The sequence below is a fragment of the Amycolatopsis sp. cmx-11-12 genome (genome assembly GCF_046269425.1).
Taxonomy (GTDB): Bacteria; Actinomycetota; Actinomycetes; order Mycobacteriales; family Pseudonocardiaceae; genus Amycolatopsis.
Window position 1 is genome coordinate 35544 of sequence record NZ_JADNQM010000027.1, and the last position, 23750, is coordinate 59293.

A 23750-nucleotide genomic window follows, 5' to 3' on the forward strand; every position below is an offset into this window, starting at 1 on the left:
GTCGCGTTTCCTTGGCTGAGCTGAGGGAAGGGGGCCTTCAGGGGCCGTCGTTGTGGCTAGCGGGGTAGCTGTGACCAGAGGTGCTGTCCCGGGACGAGTGAGGGGAACTTTGAGGGACCCTGGGTCCCTCAAGGAGGCCTTCACGGTCCTGCGGGCACTGAGATGAACGGGACTTTCATGGCAAAATTTGCCATGAAAGTCCCGTTCATCTCACCCGCTGGGGTCAGTCGTCGGCGGGCTCGGGCGCCGCTTCGGGCAGCCAGGAGTTGCCCGGAACGCCCCACTTGTTCGACTTCAGCATCTTCTTCGCCGCCCGCGCGTGGCGTCCGACGAGCCGGTCGAGGTAGATGAAGCCGTCCAGGTGATCGGTCTCGTGCTGGAGGCAGCGCGCGAGGTAACCGGTGCCCTCCACCTCGATCGGATTACCGTCGACGTCGAAGCCGGTGACCTTCGCCCACGAAGCGCGTCCGGTCGGGTACGACTCACCGGGGGCCGACAGGCAGCCTTCCCAGTCGTCGTCCGGGTCCGGCATCGTCTCCGGGATCTCCGACGTCTCGAGCTTCGGGTTCACCACGACGCCCTTGTGGCGCGTGCCCTCGTCGTCGGGGCAGTCGTAGACGAAGACCCGCAGGTCGAGGCCGATCTGGTTGGCCGCGAGGCCGACCCCTTCGGCGGCGTACATGGTCTCGAACATGTCGTCGATGAGCGTGCGCAGCTTGTCGTCGAACTCGGTGATCTCCCGAGTCGGGTTGTGCAGCACGGGCTCGCCGGCGATCACGATGGGATGGACGGTCACGCGCGCAGTTTAGTCGGACCCTTCTGGTACACCCTTACCCATGACGCGCCGACGCCGATACCGAGGCCGGGCGCTGGATCCGTGGTCTAATGGCGCCGCGGAATGACAAGCCTGTGGTTTCACGCCCGCCGAGCACTGACCTGATTGCGAGGAGTCGGATGGACGCCGCGGAGTCGATGGCCGAGCCCGACCAGCCGCCCCCGTCGGAGACCGTGAACGGCCTCAGCGAGCGCGAGCTCGACATGCTCGCTTTCGAACGGCAGTGGTGGAAGTACGCCGGCGCGAAGGAACAGGCCATCCGTGAACGTTTCTCGATGTCGTCGACGCGGTATTACCAGCTGCTGAACCGGCTGCTCGAGAAGACCGAAGCCATGCAGGCTGATCCGATGCTGGTGAAGCGCCTGCGCAAGACGCGAGCGGCCCGGCAGCGCAATCGCGCGGCCCGGCGACTGGGGATCGATCTCTCATGAGTCTGTTTTCGGGCCTGTCCCGGCCGATGAAGGCCGCCGGACTGGCCTTGGTCGGTGTCGCCGTGATCGCCGCCGTGATCGGCGGGATCACCCTGACCACCGGCGGCGGTGACTCGGACACGGCGACGCCGCCCGGCACCACGCCCACGACCTCGGACGGCGCGACCCCGCCTTCGTCCCCGGGGCCGGGTTCGCCTCCGGCCAGCTCACCGCCCGCCTCGTCGGCCCCGCCGTCGAGCGCGCCCGCGAGCTCCGCGCCGCCCGGGAGCCAGCCGGGTCAGCCAGGGCAGACCGGCCAGCCCGGTCCGGGGCAGCCCGGTGGCGATCAGCAGGCGTCGCACAAGTGGGTGACCGTCCGCGTCTACAACAACAGCACGATCCAGGGCCTCGCCGACAAGGGCGCGAAAGACTTCCGCGCCTCCGGCTGGAACGTCACCGAGATCGGCCCGCACCAGGGCAGGCTCGAGAAGAGCGCGGCCTACTACCGGCCGGGCACCGACGAGGAAGCCGCCGCGAAGGCGTTGGCGCTGGAGTTCGGCATCGAAGCCTTGCCGAGGTTCGAGGGCATCCAGAACGCGGCCCCGGGCGTGATCGTCATCCTCACCAAGGATTACGAAACCAACGACAAAGCCGGCTCCTAGCCTGGTACGTGAAAGGCCCTCTTCCCACTGCGAGGAAGAGGGCCTTTCACGTATTCACGCCTGGTTCCGCGCGTACGCCTCCAGGGCCGCGAGCTGCGCCGGGTCGAGTGACGGCCGGACAGCCTCGGCGGCCTTCGCCAGGTGCGCGGCGGTGACCTCCTTGGCTTCCAGGGACTCCCGCATCGCGGTCAGCGCGGCCTCCCGGATCAGCGCCGCGCAGTCCGCCGCCGAGTAACCGTCCAAAGTGGCCGCGTACGCCGCCAAGTCCACATCGGACGCGAGCGGCGTGTTCTTGGCGCTGGCGGCCAGGATCGCCTCGCGGGCGTGCGCGTCCGGCGGCGGGACGTACACGCGGCGCTCCAGTCGTCCCGGCCGAAGCAGGGCCGGGTCGACCAGTTCCGGCCGGTTCGTCGCACCGAGGACGACGACCTCGCGCATCGGCTCGACACCGTCCAATTCGGTCAGCAGGGCCGCGACGACCCGGTCCGACACGCCGGAGTCCGAGGACTGGCCGCGGCGCGGGGCGAGCGCGTCGATCTCGTCGAGGAAGATCAGCGACGGCGCGGCCTCGGCGGCGCGGCGGAAGAGTTCCCGTACCGCGCGCTCGGACTCGCCGACCCATTTGTCCATCAGTTCGGCGCCCTTGACCGCGAACACGTTCAGCGCGCCGGTGCCGGCGAGCGCGCGGACCAGGAACGTCTTGCCGCCACCGGGCGGCCCGTACAGGAGCACACCACGCGGCGGGTCCACGCCGAGGCGGGCGAACGAGTCCGGATAGCGCAGCGGCCACAGCACCGCCTCGGTCAGCGACTGCTTGACGTCGACCATGTTGCCGACGTCGTCGAGGGTGAGCCCGCCGGTGGCCAGATTGTCCGAAGTGGACATCGAGATCGGGCGGACGGTGGTCAGCGCGTCGAGCAGGTCCTGCTGGGAGATCCGCGGCTCGTCCGCCTCGCGTTGCCGCAGCGCGGCGCGGAGGGCGGCGTCACGGCGGAGCGCGATGAGGTCGGCGGCTACGAAGCCGGGAGTGCGTTCGGCGATCGGACCGACGTCGACGCCGGTCTCCAGCGGGGCGTCGCGCAGCAGGACACGCAGCAGTTCCGTGCGAGTCTTGGCGTCCGGCAGCGGCAGACCGAGTTCGCGGTCGAGCAGGTCGGCCGCGCGCAGCCTCGGATCGGTGGACTCGGCCCGGCCGGTGGTGGCGATGACGGCGAAACCCTTGCTGCGCAAGGCCTTCCGCAGGTCGTCGAGGACGACCGTCGCGAGCGGCGGCGGCTGGGACGCGGGCAGCAGCGCGTCGATGTCGGTAATCAGCAGGACGGCGGGATCTTCGTCGCTCGTGGCCTGCTCGATCGCCGCGCGCAGCCGCGCGGCGGCCACGTTCGGATCGAGAACGGCGATGTTCGGCGCCGCGAGCGACACCACCCGCACCTTCTCGGCCTGTGCCACGGCGCGGACCAGCGTCGCCTTCCCGACGCCTTCCGGCCCGGACAGCAGCACCCCGAGATGCGCCGACGTCCCGAGTTTGGCCAGCAGTTCCGGGCGGTGGAAGGCCAGGTCGAACCATTCGGCGAGCTTGCGCGCGGCCGATTCGGAGCCGGCGAGGTCGGACAGGGGAGGCACGGATTCCTCGGCCACCTCGTCGATCTGTTCGTCTTCGACGATCTCGGCGTCGATGAAGTCCTCGTGCGGGGTCGAGGGCGTGCTGCGCACCAGCGTCGTCCCGGCGCGGGCCGGAGCGGCGGCGGGCGTGGCCTCGCCGGTGCGGGCGCCGTCGCGCCAGCTGACCACTGTGGACGGTCCGACGGCGACCGGGCCCGACGGTTCGGTGGCGGTGACGGTGAGCAGTTCGTTCGTCCAGGTCATGCCGATGGCGCGGGAGAGCTGGCCGCGGACGGCGGAGACGTCGGAGCCGGGCGCGGGCGCGAGATCCTGGGGGAGCAGGGAAACGGCGTCGCCGACGGTCAGCACCTTGCCGATCAGGGCGAGCCGCAGGGTGTGCGGGGAGAGCGACACGCTGGCCATCCGCGAGCCCGACACGGTGACCGTCTTCGCGGCCGACACCTCCGCCGGCGCGACGACCACCTCCGAACCCTCGGTCACACCGAGGTTCGACATCGTGACGTCGTCGAGGAGGATCACGCCTGGGATCCCCTCCGCTTCCGAAGGCGCGGCCAGCGCGGAGCTGACGCGCGCGCCGGTGAGGCGGACAGCGTCCCAGGCCATCAGGCCGAGCGCGTCGAGGACTTCGGGGTGCAGCCGGACGACGCCGCGGCGGGAATCCAGGGCGGACGGGGTGTGCCGGACGGTCAGCGTGATCTGGGGTGCGCTCACCCCGCCACCCTATCCAGCCTTCGGCCGGGTCAGCGCTTCCGCAGCCCGATCCGGCGCCACGAGCGACGACGGGGTCCGCGGCCGTTCTCCCGGTCCTTCTCACTGGTGATGGTGCGCGGAGCGCGCGCGACGTGCTGTTCGCCCCGCTGAAGCCGGACACGCTGGGCGGCACCGGCCACCACACGCCGCAGCGGCGGACGCAGGCCAAGACGGCGACGGCTCGAAGAACGCCGGATCGCGCGCCGTTCCCGCGGCGGGGCCATCCACGCTTCGGGGTGCTTGGCGAGCCAGCGCTGCCGGTACACCGAGTACGGGATGTGCGCCAGGTACAGCACCAGCGCGATCGCCAGCGCCACCAGCGGGAACTGGATGATCGCGGCGGCCAGCAGGCCCACCCCGACCAGCAGCGGCGCGATCGCCTTCGCCGGCGCCTTCACCGTCTTCAGCGAAAGCGTCGGGATCCGGCTGATCAGCAGCGCGGCCACGGCGATCGTCCACACCCACACCACGTACTGATGCGACCACCAGCCCTGCCCGAACTGAAGTTCCAGGATCAGCGGCAGCATCGCCAGCAGACCACCGGCGGGCGCGGGCACGCCGACGAAGAACTCGCCCGCGTACGGCGGCTGTTCGGTGTCCTCGATCAGCGTGTTGAACCGCGCCAGCCGCAAGATCATGCAGACCGCGAAGATCAGCGACGCGACCCAGCCGATCCGCTCACCCTCGGCGTGCCAGACGTACAGCACCAGCGCGGGCGCGACACCGAACGAGATGCCGTCGGACAGCGAGTCGAGCTCCTGCCCCATCTTCGACGTCGCGTCCAGCAGCCGCGCGATCCGGCCGTCGAGACTGTCGAGCACCGCGGCGATCCCGATCGACGCGATCGCCATCGGATAGTTGCCGATCAGCGCGAACTGCACCGACGACAGACCGGCGCACAGGGCGAGCACCGTGATGGCGTTCGGCAACAGCCGGACGCCGGGAGTTGTCGTGGTCACACGGACCATGGATCAGCCTTCCGGGTGCGGCGCCGTGGGCAGCTCGGCGATCGGGGTCTCGCCGCCGATCGTGCGCTGGCCCTTCGAGACGAGGACCTTGCTGCCCGGCGGCAGGTACAGGTCGACTCGCGAGCCGAAGCGGATGATGCCGTACGTCGAACCGACGCCGACCTTGTCACCCTCGCGGATCTCACAGAGGATGCGCCGGGCGACCAGCCCGGCGATCTGCACCACGACGAGCTCGTGGCCGTCTTCGGTGCGCATGAGCACGGAGTTGCGCTCGTTGTCCTCGCTCGCCTTGTCCAGGTCCGCGGACAGGAACTTCCCGGGCCGGTAGGCGACCCGCTCGATCACACCCGACGCCGGGATCCGCTGGACGTGCACGTCGAACACCGACAGGAACACGCTGACCCGCATCCGCGGCACGGCGGGCAGCCCCAGCTCGGGCGGCGGCACGGCTTCTTCGATCAGCGAGACCAGGCCGTCCGCCGACGCCACCGCGAGACCGGACTGGGCGGGCGGGACGCGCTTGGGCTCACGGAAGAACGCGGCCGTGGCGGCCGTCGCGAGCGCGCCGACGACGCCGAGGCGCTTGGAGAACCTCCGCAGCACCAGTGTCGCGGCGAGACCGCCGAACACGAACGGCCTGCCGGCCGGGTGCATCGGCGGAACGGTCTCGCGCGCCAGCTTCACGGCGTGCGCGAGTGGGTTACCAGTGGCTTCCGGCCGGTTGCCGCTCATTGGTCGGGTTCACCGCAGTTCGTGTCGGGGGGTTGGGGCATGAAGAGCCACCACGCTACCGCCCTGTCCGGGGCCGGGCCGTGGCCTCCCCCGGAAGGGTTTCCCCGGTCCGGGTGGGAGGGGCCACATCGCGGTAACGGTAGGTGGAAATAAGCGATAACTCTAGGTAGTTGATGCCGATCGCCGACCTTGAGGACCCGCGAATGCCCGCCAGTCCGGACCCCGCAGGCGAGCGTCTCGCCGAGTTGTTCCGAGCCTGGAAGAGGGACATTTCGGCGGCGCCGATGCCTTCGCTCGTCGACCCCGTCCGCGCCGCCTCGGTGATCGCCGAGGCGCGAGCGGCCGGATGCATATGCCCCCCGACGGCATATGCACCCGGCCGCGGCCGCTGGAACTGAACGAAAGTCCACCTTAGTTCGCCGGACGCCTGCGATCACCCGCCGCGAGTCAACCGTTACCAACGGTTACTCCAGTGGTCATCGGCGATAGGGCGGCTGAGAATCGCGCCGCCCGGAGCCGCGCACCAGCCGCAGCAGGGCGAGCAGCACGATCGAACCGAGGATGGCGACGCCGAAGCTGGGGAAGTCGAACTCGAAACTCCGCTCGGTGCCCGTCGCGAGGCGGTAGATGAAACCGCCCAGCGCCGCACCGAGTACGCCGATCAGGATGCTGAACAGGCAGCCGCTCCGCCGGTCCTGGCCGCCCACCACGACGTTGGCCAGCCAGCCGGCGATGGCGCCGAACACGATCCACGAGAAGAAACCCATGCCCCGAGATTACCGACGCGAATGGAGTAGCGCACAAGAGGACTTGTACAAGGGCTCTTGTGCAACTACTGTTGTGCGTTATGGCCGACCGTGAAGTGCGTGAAGTCCACGATTCGAAGGTGCTCGCCGCGATGTCGCATCCGCTGCGGCGCCGCCTGCTCGACGTCCTCCGCCTCGACGGCCCGTGCACCGCGTCGGTCCTCGCCGAGCGGACCGGGCAGGCTGTCGGGAACGTCAGCCACCACCTGAAGGTGCTGGCCGCCAGCGACCTCGTCGAGGAGGCGCCCGAACTCGCCCGCGACCGGCGCGAGCGCTGGTGGCGCCGCGTCGGGTACGCGGTTTCCTGGTCCCCGTCGGACTTCCCGGACGATCCGGTCGCGGCCGCCGCCGAATCCCTCGCCCTCGAACGCCAGGTCTCCATGGCGCGGCAATGGTTCGCCGAACGCGAGACCTATCCCGAGCAGTGGCACCGGGCCGCCTTCGCGACCGACAGCTGGATGAAGCTGTCGGTCGCGGAAATGGCCGAGATCGAGGGCCGGATCCAGGCGCTGGTCCGGGAATACAGCGACCGGGAACAACCGGACGACGGCCAGGAACGCAGGCCGGTGTTCTTCGCCACCCGAGCCGTCCCCGCCCGGCCGTGAGCGTCCGCGAACGCGGCGGATTGCTGCGCTCACGCGATTTCCGGCTGCTGTGGACCGGCGAGACGACCAGCGTGCTCGGCAGTTCCATCGCCGTCGTCGCGCTGCCGCTCGTCGCGGTGGTCACCCTGGAGGCGAGCACGTTCGCGGTCGGGCTGCTGACCGCGGCCGCCTGGGTGCCGTGGCTGCTCATCGGCCTGCCGGCGGGCGCGTGGGTCGATCGCTGGCCGAAACGGCCGATCATGCTGGTGTGCAACACCTTCTCGATGCTGGTGTTCCTGAGCGTCCCGGTCGCCGCCTGGTTCGGGCTGCTCACGATGACCCAATTGATCGTCGTCGCCCTGGCGGGCGGCGTCGCGAAGGTGTTCTTCAACGTCGCCTACCGCGCCTATCTGCCTTCACTGGTCTCGAAGGAGGAACTCCAGGAGGCCAACGAGAAACTGCAAGGCAGCGAGTCCGCCGCGCAGATCGGTGGACCCGGGCTCGCCGGGCTGCTGGCACAGGGCTTCGGCGCCGTCGCCGGGGTGTTCGCCGACGCCATCAGTTTCGGGATCTCCTTGCTGTGCCTGCGATCCATCCGGTACCGCGAGCCACGGCGCGTGGTCACCACGCGGTCGCGACTGCGGGACGAGATCCGCGAGGGCCTCGATTTCGTTCTCCGCGACCGGTTCCTGCGCGTGTTCGCGGTCTTCGGCGCGGTCTCGAACGTCGCGCTCATGGGATATCAGTCGATCGAGGTCGTGTTCCTCGCCCGCGATCTCGGGGTGGGGCCGGGTGCCGTCGGGCTGGTGCTCGCACTCGTCGGCGCGGGTGGCGTTTTCGGCGCCGCGTTGTCGGGCAAACTCGCCGCACGCATCGGCACCGCGCGAGCCTTCGTGCTCTGTGAGGGATTCGGGGCGCTGATGATGTTGCTGGGGCCGCTCGCGCAGGGCGGCTGGGGGCTCGCCTTCTTCGTCGCCGCGGGGTTTTCGCTCAGCGCCGGGGTGGTCGGCTCGAACGTCCTCAACGCCACGTTCAAGCAGCGTTACGTCCCGGCGGCGATGTTCGGCCGGGTCACCGCCAGCATGTCCGTGCTCAGCTTCGGCGCGATCGCGCTCGGCGGCCTGCTCGGCGGGATCCTCGGCGAGACCGCCGGCGTGCGGCAGACGTTGTGGCTGATGGCCGGACTCGAAGTCGTCGCCGTCGCCGCGCTGCTGTTCACGCCGATCGGCCGGTGCCGCGACTTCCCGGCCGCGTCGCGTTTAGCGGGCTAAACGCGACGCGGTGAATCACAGCAGCAGGACGGTCACCTCGTCGCCCTGCTCGACCGAGTCCACGTCCTCCGGCAGCACGATCAGGCAGTTCGCCTGCGTGAACGACGCCAGCAGATGCGATCCCGGCCCGCCGCGCGGCCCGACGATCCCGGTGACCTCACCCTCGGAATGCGTGTAGAAGCCCCGCCGGAACTGACGCCTTCCGGCGGGGGACGTCATCGCCTCGGTCAGCCGGGCACGCACCTGTTGCCGGTCGACACCGGAATGCCCCATCGCCGACAGCAGCGCCGGCCGCAGGAACGCTTCGAAGGACACGAGAACGCTCACCGGGTTGCCCGGCAACGTCACCACCGGCACGCCGTTCCACCGTCCGCAGCCCTGCGGCCCGCCCGGCTGCATCGCGACCTTCCGGAACTCCACGCCCTGCCCGGTCAGCGCGTCCTTCACCACTTCGTACGCCCCCGCGCTGACCCCGCCCGAGGTCACCAGCAGATCCACGTCCGCCAGCCGCGGCTCGATCACCGCGCGGAACTCGGCCACGTCGTCGACGACACTGCGCACGACCTCGGCCTCGCAGCCGAGCGCGCGGATCGCGGACGCCAGCATGATGCTGTTCGACTCGTAGATCTGCCCGTGCCGCAAGGGTTCCGGCGCGTCGACGAGTTCGGTGCCGGTGGACACGACGAGCACCTTCAACGGCCTCCGCACCGGAACCTCGGCGAGTCCGACCGCCGCCGCGAGACCCAGTTGCGCCGGGCCGAGCACGCTTCCGGCGGAAAGCACCACCGTGCCCTCGACGACGTCTTCGCCGAGCCGTCGGATGTGCGCGCCCGGGACGGCTGTCCTGAGAATCCGGACGTCGGTCACGCCGCCGTCCGTGTGCTCGACCATCACGACGGCGTCCGCGCCGGGTGGCAGCGGGGCGCCGGTCATGATCCGGTGCGCGGTCCCCGGCTCCAGGGTCCCGATCTCGACGCGGCCGGCGGGGATGTCGTCGGCGACCGGCAACGTCACAGGTACTTGGGCGACATCGGCGGCGCGGACGGCGTAACCGTCCATCGCGGAGTTGTCGAACGGCGGCAGCGAGACCCCCGCGAGTACGTCCTCGGCCAGGACGAGCCCGGCGGCGGAGGCGAGCGGAAGGCTGATGACGGGGGCGTTTCCGAGCAGGCCGGTGACGGTCTCACGGTGGGCGTCGACGGAGATCACGCCGACCATCCTCCCCGAGCGGGGGTCGCATGCAAGACTCTGCGCGTCACAACGACCACCGGGGAGTAGAAGACATGCAGGTTCAGATCCGTCACCAGCCATCGTTCGCGGTGGCGAGGCTCATGCTCGCACCGGGTGAACCGGCGCAGGTCGAGTCCGGCGCGATGATGGCGACGAGCTACGGAGTGCAGGTCCAGTCCCAGGCACAGGGCGGCATCATGAAGGGGCTCGGCCGCGCCTTCCTCTCCGGCGAGTCCTTCTTCATCTCCACCTACACCGCCCCGCAGAACGGCGGCTGGGTCGACGTCGCCGCGAACCTGCCCGGCGACATGCAGGTCATCAACCTCGACGGCCGCACCGGCTGGTGCGTCACCCGCGGTTCGTGGCTCGCGTCGTCCCATAGCGTGCAGACCGAGACCAAATGGGGCGGGCTCAAGAACCTCGTCGGCGGCGAGGGCGGCTTCCTGACGCACGCGACGGGACAGGGCCCGCTGGTCGTAGCCTGCTACGGCGCGCTGGAGACGGTCACCCTCCAGCAGGGCGAGGTGATCACCATCGACACCGGGCACGTCGTCGCGTTCGCCGACACCTTGCAGTACCAGATCCGCAAGGTCGCCACCGGTGTCATCCAGTCGATGAAGAGCGGCGAAGGGCTCGTCTTCGACTTCGCCGGGCCGGGCCAGTTGCTCACCCAGACCCGCAACCCGTCGGCGCTGTCCGCCTGGGTGATCGCCCAGGTCCCGTCCCGCTGAGCGCATGCGCGTCCAGACGAGGCACACCCCGAACTTCGGGGTCGCACGCGTGCTGCTGTCCCCCGGCGAGGCCGTCCAGGCCGCCGGGGACACCATGCTCGCCAGCAGTTTCGGCATCACCGAAACCGTTCCCGTGCGCGGTGGTTCGCGGGCGGGCAAGGCCGCTCCGTCGGTGTTCAACGCGCCGGAGGGCGGCGGCTGGATCGACTTCGCGCCGCTGACCGCCGGTGACGTCTACCCGCTGGAATTCACCGGCGGGGCGGGCTGGTGCGTGAGCCGGGACGCGATCCTCGCCAGGCCCGCGACCATCCGGCAGGACCCGGGCTGGGCGCCGTTGCAGAAGCTCTTCGGGGCCGATGCCGGTTTCCTGGAGCACTACAGCGGAAGCGGTCCGCTCGTGCTGGCCGCGCAGGGCCCTGTCGACGCCTTCGAGCTCACCGCCGGGGAACTCGTCACCGTGCGGCCGGACTTCCTGCTGGCCTACCCGGACACCGTGCAGTGCCGTCTGCGCGCCGTCGACCAGTCCGGTCCGCAGTCGGTCCGCACCGGCGAAGGGCTCGCGCTGGACTTCGCGGGACCAGGACGCGTCCTGGTGCAATCGCGCAATAGGCGGCTTTCCCGCGGCTGATCTTAGGGCGAATTGAGCATTGCCGACGCCGGTAATTCGGGTAGCGTGAACTGCACTCGAAACCGCCGTCCTGGCCAGAGAAGGCCGGCGGGTCCCGTGCTGAGGGAGGGCGCCGTGGCAGTCGGCACCGTCAAATGGTTCAACTCGGAAAAGGGCTACGGATTCATCGAATCCACCGAAGGGCCCGACGTCTTCGTCCACTACTCGGCCATTCAGGCCGATGGATTCCGGACGCTCGACGAGGGTGATCGGGTGGAATTCGAAGTCCAATCCGGACGAGACGGGCGGAGTCAAGCGGCGGACGTACGCAAGGTCTAGCGCCGAGTTCAGGCGACCCCCGGCGGCCTCCGGAACTGGCGCGTTACGCTTCGCTGCGTGACAGGCGATGAGTCGGGGGACCTGACCGGTCGCCGGCTGGGCAACTACCGCATCGACGGTGTGCTCGGCAAGGGCGGCATGAGCGTGACCTACAAGGCCACGGACGTGCGGCTCGGACGCAAGGTGGCACTGAAGGTCATCGGTGATCACCTCGGGGCCGACGCCGAGTTCCGCGAACGCTTCGTCGACGAGGCGCGGAACACGTCCGCGATCGACCATGCCAACGTCGTGCCCTTGTACGACTTCGGCGAGCTCGAAGGCATGCTCTACATCGCCATGCGGATGGTCGACGGCGGGGACCTCGCCGGGCTGATCTCCGGCGGCCCGATCGCGCCCGCCCGCGCGCTGACCATGCTCGACCAGGTCGCCGACGCGCTCGACACCCTGCACAACCGGGGTCTCGTGCATCTCGACGTCAAACCGGCCAACGTCCTGGTCACCAGCAAGGAGACCTCGCGCGAGCACGTCTACGTCGCCGACTTCGGCCTGACCCGCCGCGGCGCCACCGGGCACCGGACCCGCGGCGGCGACTTCCTCGGCTCGCCGACCTACGCCGCGCCCGAGCACTTGCGCGGTGAGCCGCTCGACGGCCGCACCGACCAGTACGCCCTCACCTGTGTCCTCTACGCCTGCCTGACCGGCAGCCCGCCCTTCAAGGGCGACGTGCAGACGGTCATCAAGGGGCATCTGAACGGAGAGCCCCCGGCCATCTCGCGGATCGTCGGCGTGCCTGCCGGGATCGACGAGGTCGTCCGCAAGGGAATGGCGAAGAATCCCGCCGATCGCTACCCGAACTGTGTTGAGATGATCGCGGCCGCCAGGCGCGCGTTGGGTCCGCTCGCCATGTCGAACGAGCCGCCGGGTCCGCCCGGGGCCGCGGCGCCGGTCCAGCAGCAGGCGCCGCGGCAGAACACGCCGCCACAGGGAGAGGGGGGCCCCGTGCACCCGTACGGAGGACAGCAGCCCGGCTACGGCCAGCAGGGACCGGGACCGCAGGGTCCCCCGCCGCAAGGCCAGCCCCCGCAGGGCCCGCCGCCCGGATACGGGCCCCCGCCGCAGCAAGGTGGCTTCCAGCCGCAGGGCGGCTACCAGCAAGGACCGCCTCCTGGCTACGGCCCGCCGCCGCAGCAGGGCGGTTTCCAGCAGCAGGGTGGCTTCCAGCAGGGCCCGCCCCCGGGTTACGGCCCGCCGCCGCAGCAACAGGGCGGTTTCCAGCCCAAGAAGAGCGGCGGCGCCAAGTGGATCTGGATCATCGTCGGCGTCCTCGTGGTCGCCGGCGCGATCGTCGCCGCCATCTTCATCTTCGGTGACTCGAGCAGTGGCAACGGTCCGCAGACCACCGCGCCGAACATCCCGGTCGGCCCCGGCGGCTCGCAGTCGCAGTCCCCGGAGTCGTCGTTGAAGGCTCCGCCGACCTCGATCTCCATCAAACCGGGTAACTGACACCTCACCGCGCTGACCTGCGGTTCTTGCACTCGACCCTGGAGAGTGCTAAACACAGTATTGGCACTCGACGCCGTCGAGTGCCAGACGAGGGGTCACCGACCGCTCGTCTGAAGGTCGGGACGGTGAGGCCGCACCCTTCACGGGGTGGGTCGTCCGTCGCGGGCACCGAGCCTGGCCGAGGAAAGAGTCCTGCCGCCGCGCTGTTCAAGCGTGCGGCGGCGCCCAATATCGGAGGACCACACCGAAATGGCCAAACTGATCGCGTTCGACGAGGACGCCCGCCGCGGTCTCGAGCGTGGCTTGAACATCCTCGCCGATGCCGTCAAGGTGACCCTCGGCCCGCGGGGCCGCAACGTCGTGCTCGAAAAGAAGTGGGGCGCGCCGACGATCACCAACGACGGTGTCTCCATCGCCAAGGAGATCGAGCTCGAAGACCCGTGGGAGAAGATCGGGGCCGAGCTCGTCAAGGAAGTTGCCAAGAAGACCGACGACGTCGCGGGTGACGGCACCACCACCGCCACCGTGCTCGCCCAGGCTCTCGTCCGCGAGGGTCTGCGCAACGTCGCCGCCGGGGCCGACCCCATCAGCCTGAAGCGCGGCATCGAGGCGGCCGTCGAGGCCATCACCGAGCAGCTGCACAAGATGGCCGTCCAGGTCGAGACCAAGGAGCAGATCGCTGCTACCGCCTCGATCTCGGCCGCTGACCGCACCATCGGCGAGCTCATCGCCGAGGCGCTGGACAAGGTCGGCAAGGAAGGCGTCGTCACCGTCGAGGAGAGCAACACCTTCGGTCTCGAGCTCGAGCTCACCGAGGGCATGCGCTTCGACAAGGGCTACATCTCCGGTTACTTCGTGACCGACCCGGAGCGTCAGGAAGCCGAGCTCGAGGACCCCTACATCCTCCTCTTCGGTTCCAAGATCTCCACCGTCAAGGACGTCCTGCCGCTGCTGGAGAAGGTCATCCAGTCCGGCAAGCCGCTGCTGATCATCGCCGAGGACGTCGAGGGCGAGGCTCTGGCCACCCTGATCGTCAACAAGATGCGTGGCACCTTCAAGTCCGTCGCCGTCAAGGCCCCGGGCTTCGGTGACCGCCGCAAGGCGATCCTGCAGGACATCGCGATCCTGTCCGGTGGACAGGTCATCTCCGAGGACGTCGGCCTCAAGCTGGAGAACGCGGACCTTTCCCTGCTGGGCAAGGCGCGCAAGGCCGTCATCACCAAGGACGAGACCACCATCGTCGAGGGTGCGGGCGACGCCGACCAGATCCAGGGTCGCGTCAACCAGATCCGCGCCGAGATCGAGAACTCGGACTCGGACTACGACCGTGAGAAGCTCCAGGAGCGTCTGGCGAAGCTGGCCGGCGGCGTGGCCGTCATCAAGGCCGGTGCCGCCACCGAGGTCGAGCTGAAGGAGCGCAAGCACCGCATCGAAGATGCAGTGCGCAACGCCAAGGCCGCCGTCGAAGAGGGCATCGTCGCCGGTGGTGGCGTCGCTCTCATCCAGGCCGCCGAGGCAGCCTTCGCCGGTCTGAAGCTCGAGGGCGACGAGGCCACTGGTGCCAACATCGTCAAGGTCGCCGTCGAGGCGCCGCTCAAGCAGATCGCGATCAACGCCGGCCTCGAAGGCGGCGTCGTGGCGGAGAAGGTCAAGGGCCTCCCGACGGGTCACGGCCTGAACGCCGCCACCGGTGTCTACGAGGACCTGCTCGCCGCTGGCGTGCCGGACCCCACGAAGGTCACCCGCTCCGCGCTCCAGAACGCCGCCTCCATCGCGGCGCTGTTCCTGACCACCGAAGCCGTCGTGGCGGACAAGCCGGAGAAGGCCTCGGCCGCTCCCGCCGACCCGTCCGGTGGCATGGGCGGCATGGACTTCTGAGTTCGAGCCAGTAGCACCACCGGAAAGCCCGGACGCCTCGCGCGTCCGGGCTTTTCCTATGTCCGGAGCCGGATCGGCTGGCTTGGTCGAGCCGCAGCCCAGGGCGGCGGTGTCGCGAAAGCCACTTTCAGGACATCAGATGTCCCGAAAGTGGCTTTCGCGACATGCCTGGCACGGCGAAAAGGCCCGGACATCCCCCTGTCCGGGCCTTTCACCTACCCCCTTGCCCCCGATCCCCGACGGACGCCGCGTCCCCTGCGCGCGGCGTCCGCTCCGGTTCAGGACTCGCCCGGCTGCTCCGGAGTCAGGAGCCACGCGGCGACGTAGACCGGGATCGCGAACCCGGCGGTGAAGAAGACACCGGCCACGAGGGCGATGCGCAGGATCGCGGCGTCGACGCCGAGGTAGGCGGCCCAGCCGCCGGCGACGCCCGCGAGCATCTTGTCGGTCCGGCTGCGGTAGAGCTTCTTGGTGGCCTGGGGGGTGTACACGCTGTTCGTCATGGCTCAATATTCGCCCGGGAACGACCCCTGGCACATCGGGGAACGGCCCCGACCCGACCCTGGAATCCGACCCCTGGGGGTCCGAAAACCGGATGCCCTCGACGTGTCTTCACAGGTACAACTTCTCGGGTGAAACACGACAGCCCCGAATTCGCCGCCATCGCCGAACAGGGCACGATCCTGCGCTGCCAGGTCGGGTCCGGGCTGCACGGTACCGCCGTGCTCGGCCAGGACGACCGGGACGAGCTCGGCATCTGCGTCGAGCCGCCGGACCACGTGATCGGCCTGAAGCGGTTCGAGCAGTACATCTTCCGCACGCAGCCCGAAGGCGTCCGGTCCGGTCCCGGCGACCTCGACCTGACCGTCTATTCGCTGCGCAAGTGGCTGCGCCTCGCCCTCAACGGGAACCCGACCGTCCTGCTGCCGTTGTTCGTGCCGGACAACGAGATCGTGCACATCGACGAGCTCGGCGCCGAACTGCGGGAGAACGCGCACCGGATCGTCTCGCGTCGCGCGGGTCTACGGTTCCTCGGCTACTCCCGCGCACAGCGCGAGCGGATGCTGGGGCTGCGCGGCAAACCCGGTCGGCCGGAGCTGATCGAGAAGTACGGCTTCGACACGAAGTTCGCCATGCACATGGTGCGCCTCGGCGTCCAGGGCGTGGAGCTGATGGAGACCGGGCGCATCTCGCTTCCGGTCCCCGAGCCGTGGCTGGGCTGGTTGCGTGACCTGCGGCAAGGCAAGCGGACCCGGGAGGAAGCCTTGGAAGCGGCCGAATCCCTGGAGCACCGGCTGGACGAGCTGGTGCGCACTTCCTCGCCGTTGCCGGAGGAGCCGGACGCCGAATGGGCGGACGCTTGGCTGGTGCGCGCCTACCTCAGGGCGTGGAAAATGCCTTGATGACGATCAAGGCGAAAACACTCACCTTCGGGGTCGCGGTGCTGACCGTGCTGGGAATCGGCACGGCCGGCGCCGCGCCCGAAGGCCATGGCGCGCAGAGCAGGCTCGACGTCGTCCAGTCCCGCGGCGAGCTCCGCGTGTGCTCGACGGGGGACTATCGCCCGTTCACCTATCGCGACGCCGCGGGCGCGTGGAGCGGGATCGACATCGACCTCGCGGGCGACCTCGCCCAGCGGCTCGGCGTCCGCCTCAATTTGGTCCAGACCACTTGGAAGTCGATCGCCGACGACGTCGGGCGGAAGTGCGACCTGGCGATGGGTGGCGTGTCGGTGACCTTGGATCGCGCGAAGAAGGGCTTCTACACGGCGCCCTACCTTCGGGACGGCAAGACGCCGATCACCTTGTGCGAGAACGAAAAACGATTCCAGACACTGGAGCAGATCGACCAGCCGGGTGTCCGGGCGATCGTGAATCCGGGTGGTACCAACGAACAGTTCGCCGACGCCAACCTCAAGCGGGCGACGATCGTGCGGCATCCGGACAACAACACGATCTTCGCCGAGATCATCGCGGGCCGCGCCGACCTGATGATCACCGACGCGACCGAAACCCGTTGGCAGGCAAAGCAGAACCCGCGCCTCTGCGCGGTGCACCCCGACACGCCGTTCACCTTTTCGGAGAAGGCGTACCTCCTGCCGCGCGATGTCGTGTTCAAGGAGTGGGCCGATCAGTGGCTGCGTCTCGTGCTGAACGACGGGACTTACGCGCGGATCGCGAAACCCTGGCTCGGCTGAAATCGGTTTGAACCACTTTCGTTATCCGACCGTATCTCCAGATGTGGGTGAGGAGGAACCAGACCGGAGGAAACACGGATGATGAACAGCGCCGGGAAACACCGCAAGCGGGCGACGATCGGCATCGCGTCGGTTCTCGGGGTGGCCGCCATCGCCGCGGCGATGTTCGCGGTCAGCACTCCGGACGGACAGGCCGCGGAAAGCTGCCAGGGGCTGGACACCGCCCTCCGGAACAACCTCAACTTCATCGCCGGTCAGCAGGCGGACCCGGACGCCTTGTCCGAGGCGCGGATCGCGAACCGGCAGGCCGTCGTCGACCTCATCGAGCAGCGCCGCCAGACGGCGGGCTGCGCCGAGAACGTGCGAGCCGACGGAAAGAAACAGGAGCAGAACCAGGCCGCCGACGAAGCCGAAAAGGCCGCCGAGCAGGAGGCCGGGATGGATGACGCGATGGCGGCCGAGGACGAGGCGGTCGTGCAGGAAGACGCCGTCGACGTGGCCGGCGAAGTCGTCTGCCAGGGCTCCACGGTGACGCTGTCCGGCGAGGGTGGCGCACCCGCCGCGTCCAGCGGTGAGTTCCCGGCGGGCACCAAACTGAAGGTGACGAACCTGGACAACGACAAGGCCACCACCGTCGAGGTCACCGGTGCTTCCGGCAGCTGCGCGCTGCTGAACAACGCGGCCTTCGAACAGGTCCGCGAACCAGGGAAGTTCCTGATCCGCCGGGCGATCATCGAACGGGTCGGCTGAGCCACGAGCCCTCCCGGACCCCTCGGCCGGGAGGGCCCGTGCTCGTTTGTATCTCGCTTGTACGCCCTTTCGGGACGCTTCTCGCGAAACGCCGAGAAAGGACATCCGATGAGATTCAGACGAGTGGTCACCGCGGCCGCCACCGCGTTACTTGGCATGGCCGGGCTGGCGATCACCGCGACTTCGGCCGAAGCCGCCGTCGGTCCGCGTCCCAACTTCCAGCTCCCGTTCCCCTGCAACCAGGTGTGGAACGGCGACAACGACAACAGCAGCGCGCACCGGGCCTACGAAATCGACTTCAACCGCGGCGGCTCCGCGGGGGCGGACCTTGGCGACGCCGTCGTCGCGGCGGCCGCGGGCAAGGTGGTCACCTCGGCGCATCAGGGTTCGGCGAACGGTTTCGGCAACCTGGTGAAGATCGACCACGGTGGAGGATGGTCGACCTACTACGCGCATCTGAAGGTGCGTTCGGTCGCGGCCGGTGCGCAGGTCGCGCAGGGGCAGAAGATCGGCGAGGTCGGTAACACCTCCAAGCCGGGCAACAACATCACCCCGCACCTGCACTACGAAGTCCGCACCAACGATTCCTCGTGGCCGAGCAACATCAAGCCCGCGTACTTCAACGGCGTGAAGTTCGGCTACCCTAACGCCAACGTGACCTCCAAGAACACGTGCGGCGGCACCGGGAACCCCAACCCGTACGACGCCGTCGAGGTGTGCGGCGACGGCTACAAGGTGATCGACTCGCAGGCGCTCGGCGCCGCCGCGACCACGTACCTGCTGTACAACGGCACGAACAAGAACAACTGCGTCACCACCATCAAGGCCACGTCGGTCGGCGCGGCCAGCGCGGTCTCGGCGTTCCTCGAAGTGGAAGGCGCGACGAGAAAGACAGACTCCGGCAGCTTCGAGTACTACGCGGGCCCGGTGAGCGCGGCCGCGGGCGCGAAGTGCGTCAAGTGGGGCGGCTCGGCGGGATCCTCCAGCTACGAATCCCCGCTGGAGCACTGCGGCTGATCCTCGGCAGCAGCGTGAGATGAAGGACGCTTTCATAGCAAAATTTGCTATGAAAGCGTCCTTCATAGCATCCGGAGGTGGGTGCGGACGCGGGTGAAGCGGGCCTCCCAGGCGGCGCGGACGTCCGGAGCGGCAGCGTGCGCGCCGAAGAGATCCGGTGCCGGAGCGCTGAGGGTGACCGGCAGGCGACCGTCCACAGGGGACAGTGAGACGCCGCAGACGTCCCCGGTCAGCAACGACATCGTCCCCAGTCCGCACGCGAAGTCCAAAGTGGGCAGTGCGCCCGCGAGCGCAAGTCCGGCGGCGAGCCCGACGCTCGTCTCGACGGCGGACGACACCACGCACGGCAGGCCACAGGCTTCGGCGACCTCCAACGCGCGCCGGACCCCGCCCAGCGGCGCGACCTTCAGCACGGCCACGTCGGCCGCGCCCGCCACGGCCACCTTGAGCGGGTCTTCGGCCCGGCGGATCGATTCGTCCGCGGCGATCCGCACCTCGACCCGGCGCCGGACGTCGGCCAGTTCCCCGATCGACGGGCACGGCTGCTCGACGTACTCGAGCCCGCCCGCCGCGCGGTCAAGTTCCCCGATGGCCTTGACCGCGGCGTCCACGTCCCAGGCCATGTTCGCGTCGACGCGGATCGCACCGGACGGGCCTAGCGCGGCCCGCACCGCCTCCACCCGGGCACAGTCCTCGGCGAGGCTCACCTGTGGGTCGGCGACCTTGACCTTCGCCGTGCGACAGCCCGAAGCGGATACGAGTTCGTACGCCTTCTCCGGCGACACCACCGGGACGGTCGCGTTCACCTCGACGCTGTCCCGCACCGGCGAGGGCCATCCGCGTTCGCTCGCCTCCAGCGCGGAGGCGAGCCACGGCGCGCTTTCGGCGTCGGAGTAGTCGGAGAACGGGCAGAATTCGCCCCAGCCCGCTTCACCGCGGATCAGCAGGCCTTCACGGACCGTGATGCCACGGAACCGGGTGCGCAGGGGGATCGCGTAGACGTCCATCGACGCCGATCATGCCACCGCTGGAATCAGGTGCCGTTTCCCGCGGTTCCGGACAGAATGAGCGACGTGGCACTCGACTTTCGCGTGCTGGGGCCCACCGAGGTCACGGCGGACGGGCTGCCGGTGCCGTTGGGCGGCAGCAGGCCGCTCATTGTGCTGGCTGGCCTCTTGCTGCGCGCGAACACGGTGGTGCCGGTCGAGGAACTGGGCCGCTGGCTGTGGCCGGACGACCGGCGGCGGTCCAAGGGCGCCCTGCAGACCTACATCCTGCGCGTTCGTCGCGCGCTCGGCGACGAGGTCACCATCCGGACCGAACGCGGCGGCTACCTGCTCGAACTCGACGAGAGCCTGCTCGACCTCGCCCGCTTCCGCGCACTCGCCGCCGCGGGCGCGGAGGCCGCGGCGGACGGTGACCTGCGCCGGGCCGCGGATCGGTTCGCCGCCGCGTTGTCCGAATGGCGCGGTCCGGCGCTACAGAACGTCCACTCCGAAGCCCTGCTTCGGGACGAAGCCGACCAGTTGGGCGAGGAGCGGCTCCGTGTCCGCGAGCAGTGGGCCGACGCGCTCATCGCCCTCGGCGATCACGCCACCGTCGTTCCCGAACTGACCAGGCTGTGCCGCGAGAACCCGCTGCGGGAGCGGCTGCACGAGCAGCTGATGGTCGCGCTCTACCGCTCCGGCAGGCAGGCCGAGGCGCTGACCGTCTACCGCCGGATCGGCGCGGTGCTGGCCGAAGAACTCGGCCTCGACCCCGGCACGTCGCTGCAACGCGCGCACCAGGCGATCCTGACCGGCGAAGAGGCCGTCGAGACCACATTGGACTCCGAGCTGACGAGGTACCGGCTCGGCGCCGAACCGCTGATCCCGCGTCAGCTACCGGCGGATCTCCGGGTGTTCTCCGGCCGTCAGCGCGACCTCAAGGCCTTGCACGAACTGGTCCCCGAAGCACTGGACACCGAGAGATCGACGTCCATCGCGTCGATCGAGGGCATGGGCGGGATCGGCAAGACGACGCTCGCGGTCCATTTCGCGCACGAGGTCGGGGAGCGGTTCCCCGGCGGGCAGGTGTACCTCAACCTGCGCGGATACGGTCCTGGCGACCCGGTCGAACCCGCCACCGCGCTCGAAACCATGCTCGCCTCGGTGGGTGTCCCCGCCGACCGGATCCCCGCCGGTGTCGACGGTCGCGCGGCCACCTGGCGCACCTACAGCGCCGGCCGCCGGATGCTGATCCTGCTCGACAACGCCGCGAGTACCGAGCAGATCCGGCCGCTGCTGCCCGGTCCCGGCTGCCTGGTGCTGGTGACCAGCCGCTGGCAGTTGCAGGCGCTCGTGGCGACCCACGGCGCGCGGCGCGTCGCGCTGGAGGAACTGCCCGACGAGGACGCGACCGCCCTCGTCGCGTCGACGATCGGACTGGACCGGGTCATCGAGGATGCCGAGGCCACCGAACGGTTCGTCCGGTACTGCGGCGGGCTGCCGCTGGCGATCCGGATCCTCGCGGTGCGGGCGGCGCAGTTCCCGGACCTTTCACTGCGGGAGTTCGTCCGGCTGCTGGAGGCCGAACAGGACAAGCTGGGTTCGTTCGACCTCGCCGACGGCGACGAGACGAACATCCGGGCCGTCTTCTCGTACTCGTACCGCTCGCTCGACGAGCGGGCCGCGCGGATGTTGCGGCTGCTCGGCCTGCTTACCGGTGGCGACTTCAGCGTGCCCGTGGCCGCTGCGGTGGCCGGAGTCGACATCGCGGAAGCGCACGCGGACCTGGAGAAACTGGCTTCCGCGCACCTGATCGCGCGGTCCCGGCCCGGCCGGTACCAGTTCCACGACCTGATCCGCGCGTACGCGGCCGAACTCTCGGCGAAGGTGGACGGGCCCGAAACGCGGACGGGAGTGCTGGACAGGCTGCTTCACGCCTCGCTGTCGTCGGCGCTGAACGCGTCCCGGCTGCTGCGCCCGGAACGGCACTACCGGCTGATCGAGCCCGAACGGTTCGCGGGCGCGGGGCTGAAGTTCGGTCACTACGACCAGGCACTGGACTGGTTCGACGAGGAATGCGGGAATCTCATCGCCGCGGTGAACGTCGCGTACCGGGAACGACGGCATCGGGAGTGCTGGCAACTCGCGTGGCTGCTGCAATCCTTCTTCATCGTGCGGGCGCGGCTGGAGGACTGGCGTTCGGTGTTCGACGTCGCGCTGCGGGCCGCGCGTGAAGCGGGTGACCGGCCCGGTGAGGCCGCGATGCTGAGCGGGCTCGGTGTCGCTTGCGGGGTGGCACGCCAGTACGAGGACAGCGTCGCCTACCTGAAGCAGGTGGTCGAATTGCAGCGGCTGGTGGGAGACCGCGAGGGTGAGGCGCGTGGTCTGTACAACCTCACGCTGGCGAGCCGGAACGTCGAAAGCGCCCGGATCGCGTGGGAGTACGGGACCCAGGCCCTGCGGTTCATCCGGGAGCACAACGTCGGTGCCGGCATGGAGGCAGACGCGTTGCAGGCGCTCGGTGACATCTGCACCGGCGACGGACGGTACGGCCAGGCGCTCGACCTCGCCGACCAGGCACTGGCCCTGCGGGCGCACGCGTTGCCCGGCGAAGCCCGTTTCGCCTTTCACACCAAGGGCATCGCACTCGTCGGCCTCGGCCGTAACGACGAGGGTATCGACTGCATGCGGCGGGCCGTCGAGATGTTCTTCACCCACGGCGAGCTCTACGAGGCGGCCGACGTGCTTGCCCAGCTCGGCGCGATCCATCTGCGGCTCGGTGATCCCTCGTCGGCGCGGGAGTGCTGGCTTCGTTCGGTACGCGTGCTGACCGAGCTTTCGCATCCGGACGCCGACGATGTCCGGACGAAGCTCGCCTCGCTCATCTCCGGCCAAAGCTGAAACGAGGCACGGGCGACCGGCGTGCCGACCCCCAGTCGCAGCACGCGAGTACGCCCGTGACCTCTGCTGCCAGCTAACAGGAAACCGCTCACTGCGCGCTGACTGTGCAGCGTGTGCGCGTCACGCGAGGAGTTTCGCGAGCGTGATCGCGTTCTTCGGCGCCTCGACCTTGACGTCGTTGTCGAAGTAGACGTACGTGTCGCGGCCCCAGCCCTCGATCTTGCGCGCCCATTTCTTCAGGGCCTTGTCGCTGTACCCGCTGACGTACAGCTCCTCGTCGCCGTGCAGACGGACGTACGCGAACTCGTCGCTCGTCATCTCGTCCACGAACGGGAACTCGCCGGCGGTGTCGGCGACCACGAGCGCGATGCCGTGTTTCCGGAACAGCTCAAGGCTTTCGGGCTCGGCGAAGCTCGGATGCCGTACCTCGACGGCGTGCCGGAGCTTCCGGCGCGGCTTCGGATCGGTGTGCGGTTCGGCCTTGAGCTTGTCGTCGTGCTTACTCGCGAGCTTGGCGGCGGCGTGACTGGTGCGCGGCAACAGCTCGAAGAAAGCCTCGACGCGCCCGGCGTCGAACGCCAGCCGCGGCGGCAACTGCCAGAGGATCGGCCCCAGCTTCCGGCCGAGCGCCAGCACTCCGGACGCGAAGAAGTTCGCCAGCGGCGTCTCGACGTCGCGCAGTTGCTTCAGATGCGTGATGAAGCGGCCGCCTTTGACGGCGAAGACGAAGTCGTCCGGTGTCTGCTCGGCCCACGCGCGGTACCGCTCGGGACGCTGCAAGGAGTAGAACGAGCCGTTGATCTCCACGGAGTTCATCCGGCCGGACAGGTATTCCAGCTCGCGCCGCTGCACCAGGCCACGGGGGTAGAAGTCCCCGCGCCAGGGTGGGTAGCGCCAGCCCGAAGTGCCGATCCTGATCTCGGCGACGTCGATCACCGCCTTCTGTCGCTGTGCTGGTTCCCCCTCTCTG

At 69.3% G+C, this 23750-nt stretch carries 23 protein-coding genes; 14 read left to right on the forward strand and 9 right to left on the reverse strand.

From position 1 onward, the window contains the following. Nucleotides 1–223: 223 nt before the first annotated feature. Nucleotides 224–796: a peptide deformylase gene (locus ACLARN_RS30455; RefSeq protein WP_409494918.1), complete on the reverse strand. Its 573-nt coding sequence runs from the start codon at nt 794–796 to the stop codon at nt 224–226. A gap of 158 nt (nt 797–954) precedes the next feature. On the opposite strand from ACLARN_RS30455, the gene ACLARN_RS30460 reads away from it, so the two are divergent. Both ACLARN_RS30460 and ACLARN_RS30465 read left to right on the forward strand, forming a co-directional pair. Beyond that, entirely contained in the window at nt 955–1266 is a 312-nt protein-coding gene (locus ACLARN_RS30460) for a DUF3263 domain-containing protein (protein ID WP_409494919.1), read from the forward strand. After that, a complete protein-coding gene (locus tag ACLARN_RS30465; RefSeq protein WP_409494920.1) occupies nt 1263–1907 on the forward strand; it encodes a LytR C-terminal domain-containing protein in 645 nt (214 codons plus the stop codon). Before ACLARN_RS30460 ends, ACLARN_RS30465 begins: the two co-directional genes overlap by 4 nt. 54 nt (nt 1908–1961) lie before the next feature. Here the strand turns inward: ACLARN_RS30465 and ACLARN_RS30470 are convergent, their stop codons facing one another. From ACLARN_RS30470 to ACLARN_RS30485, 4 genes are all read right to left on the reverse strand, one after another. Further along, a complete protein-coding gene (locus ACLARN_RS30470) occupies nt 1962–4241 on the reverse strand; it encodes an AAA family ATPase (RefSeq protein ID WP_409494921.1) in 2280 nt (759 codons plus the stop codon). 29 nt (nt 4242–4270) lie between these two features. Continuing rightward, complete coding sequence (gene pssA, locus ACLARN_RS30475; RefSeq protein WP_409494922.1) at nt 4271–5248, reverse strand: CDP-diacylglycerol--serine O-phosphatidyltransferase; 978 nt, start codon at nt 5246–5248, stop codon at nt 4271–4273. A gap of 3 nt (nt 5249–5251) precedes the next feature. Next, nucleotides 5252–5980 (reverse strand): phosphatidylserine decarboxylase, encoded by a 729-nt coding sequence (locus ACLARN_RS30480; RefSeq protein ID WP_409494923.1) that lies wholly within the window; start codon nt 5978–5980, stop codon nt 5252–5254. 476 nt (nt 5981–6456) lie between these two features. After that, nucleotides 6457–6747 (reverse strand): GlsB/YeaQ/YmgE family stress response membrane protein, encoded by a 291-nt coding sequence (locus ACLARN_RS30485; RefSeq protein ID WP_409494924.1) that lies wholly within the window; start codon nt 6745–6747, stop codon nt 6457–6459. Between the two features lie 80 nt (nt 6748–6827). Here ACLARN_RS30485 and ACLARN_RS30490 point away from each other — a divergent pair, with 80 nt between their 5' ends. Continuing rightward, nucleotides 6828–7391, forward strand: coding sequence for an ArsR/SmtB family transcription factor (locus tag ACLARN_RS30490; protein WP_409494925.1), 564 nt, complete (start codon nt 6828–6830; stop codon nt 7389–7391). Beyond that, nucleotides 7388–8641, forward strand: a complete 1254-nt coding sequence (locus ACLARN_RS30495; protein WP_409494926.1) for an MFS transporter — start codon at nt 7388–7390, stop codon at nt 8639–8641. The genes ACLARN_RS30490 and ACLARN_RS30495 overlap by 4 nt, the downstream gene beginning before the upstream one ends. A 15-nt stretch (nt 8642–8656) precedes the next feature. On the opposite strand, the gene glp is transcribed toward ACLARN_RS30495, so the two are convergent. Continuing rightward, nucleotides 8657–9850, reverse strand: coding sequence for a gephyrin-like molybdotransferase Glp (glp, locus tag ACLARN_RS30500; protein ID WP_409494927.1), 1194 nt, complete (start codon nt 9848–9850; stop codon nt 8657–8659). A gap of 74 nt (nt 9851–9924) precedes the next feature. On the opposite strand from glp, the gene ACLARN_RS30505 reads away from it, so the two are divergent. From ACLARN_RS30505 to groL, 5 genes are all read left to right on the forward strand, one after another. After that, nucleotides 9925–10602: a TIGR00266 family protein gene (locus ACLARN_RS30505; protein ID WP_409494928.1), complete on the forward strand. Its 678-nt coding sequence runs from the start codon at nt 9925–9927 to the stop codon at nt 10600–10602. A 4-nt stretch (nt 10603–10606) separates the two neighbouring features. Beyond that, nucleotides 10607–11230 (forward strand): AIM24 family protein, encoded by a 624-nt coding sequence (locus tag ACLARN_RS30510; RefSeq protein WP_409494929.1) that lies wholly within the window; start codon nt 10607–10609, stop codon nt 11228–11230. 114 nt (nt 11231–11344) lie between these two features. Beyond that, on the forward strand, nt 11345–11548 hold the full coding sequence (locus ACLARN_RS30515) for a cold-shock protein (RefSeq protein WP_076160121.1): 204 nt from the start codon (nt 11345–11347) through the stop codon (nt 11546–11548). A gap of 57 nt (nt 11549–11605) precedes the next feature. Further along, nucleotides 11606–13051, forward strand: a complete 1446-nt coding sequence (locus ACLARN_RS30520) for a serine/threonine-protein kinase (protein WP_409494930.1) — start codon at nt 11606–11608, stop codon at nt 13049–13051. A 249-nt stretch (nt 13052–13300) separates the two neighbouring features. Then, complete coding sequence (groL, locus tag ACLARN_RS30525) at nt 13301–14929, forward strand: chaperonin GroEL (protein WP_409494931.1); 1629 nt, start codon at nt 13301–13303, stop codon at nt 14927–14929. A 278-nt stretch (nt 14930–15207) separates the two neighbouring features. Here groL and ACLARN_RS30530 read toward each other — a convergent pair whose 3' ends face one another. Continuing rightward, a complete protein-coding gene (locus ACLARN_RS30530) occupies nt 15208–15432 on the reverse strand; it encodes a PspC domain-containing protein (RefSeq protein WP_409494932.1) in 225 nt (74 codons plus the stop codon). A gap of 129 nt (nt 15433–15561) precedes the next feature. On the opposite strand from ACLARN_RS30530, the gene ACLARN_RS30535 reads away from it, so the two are divergent. From ACLARN_RS30535 to ACLARN_RS30550, 4 genes are all read left to right on the forward strand, one after another. After that, nucleotides 15562–16332 carry a DNA polymerase beta superfamily protein gene (locus ACLARN_RS30535; RefSeq protein ID WP_409494933.1) on the forward strand — a complete coding sequence of 257 codons (771 nt, stop codon included), beginning with the start codon at nt 15562–15564 and terminating at the stop codon, nt 16330–16332. Continuing rightward, nucleotides 16332–17126 carry a transporter substrate-binding domain-containing protein gene (locus ACLARN_RS30540; RefSeq protein ID WP_409494934.1) on the forward strand — a complete coding sequence of 265 codons (795 nt, stop codon included), beginning with the start codon at nt 16332–16334 and terminating at the stop codon, nt 17124–17126. Before ACLARN_RS30535 ends, ACLARN_RS30540 begins: the two co-directional genes overlap by 1 nt. A 78-nt stretch (nt 17127–17204) precedes the next feature. Beyond that, complete coding sequence (locus ACLARN_RS30545; RefSeq protein WP_409494935.1) at nt 17205–17876, forward strand: hypothetical protein; 672 nt, start codon at nt 17205–17207, stop codon at nt 17874–17876. Between the two features lie 108 nt (nt 17877–17984). After that, on the forward strand, nt 17985–18893 hold the full coding sequence (locus tag ACLARN_RS30550) for a M23 family metallopeptidase (protein ID WP_409494936.1): 909 nt from the start codon (nt 17985–17987) through the stop codon (nt 18891–18893). A 62-nt stretch (nt 18894–18955) separates the two neighbouring features. On the opposite strand, the gene ACLARN_RS30555 is transcribed toward ACLARN_RS30550, so the two are convergent. Then, nucleotides 18956–19900 (reverse strand): o-succinylbenzoate synthase, encoded by a 945-nt coding sequence (locus tag ACLARN_RS30555; protein ID WP_409494937.1) that lies wholly within the window; start codon nt 19898–19900, stop codon nt 18956–18958. Nucleotides 19901–19957: 57 nt separating this feature from the next. Between ACLARN_RS30555 and ACLARN_RS30560 the strand changes: the two genes are divergently transcribed. Further along, nucleotides 19958–22780, forward strand: a complete 2823-nt coding sequence (locus ACLARN_RS30560; RefSeq protein ID WP_409494938.1) for a BTAD domain-containing putative transcriptional regulator — start codon at nt 19958–19960, stop codon at nt 22778–22780. 120 nt (nt 22781–22900) lie between these two features. Here ACLARN_RS30560 and ACLARN_RS30565 read toward each other — a convergent pair whose 3' ends face one another. Beyond that, nucleotides 22901–23716, reverse strand: a complete 816-nt coding sequence (locus tag ACLARN_RS30565) for a DUF72 domain-containing protein (RefSeq protein ID WP_409494939.1) — start codon at nt 23714–23716, stop codon at nt 22901–22903. Nucleotides 23717–23750: the final 34 nt, after the last annotated feature.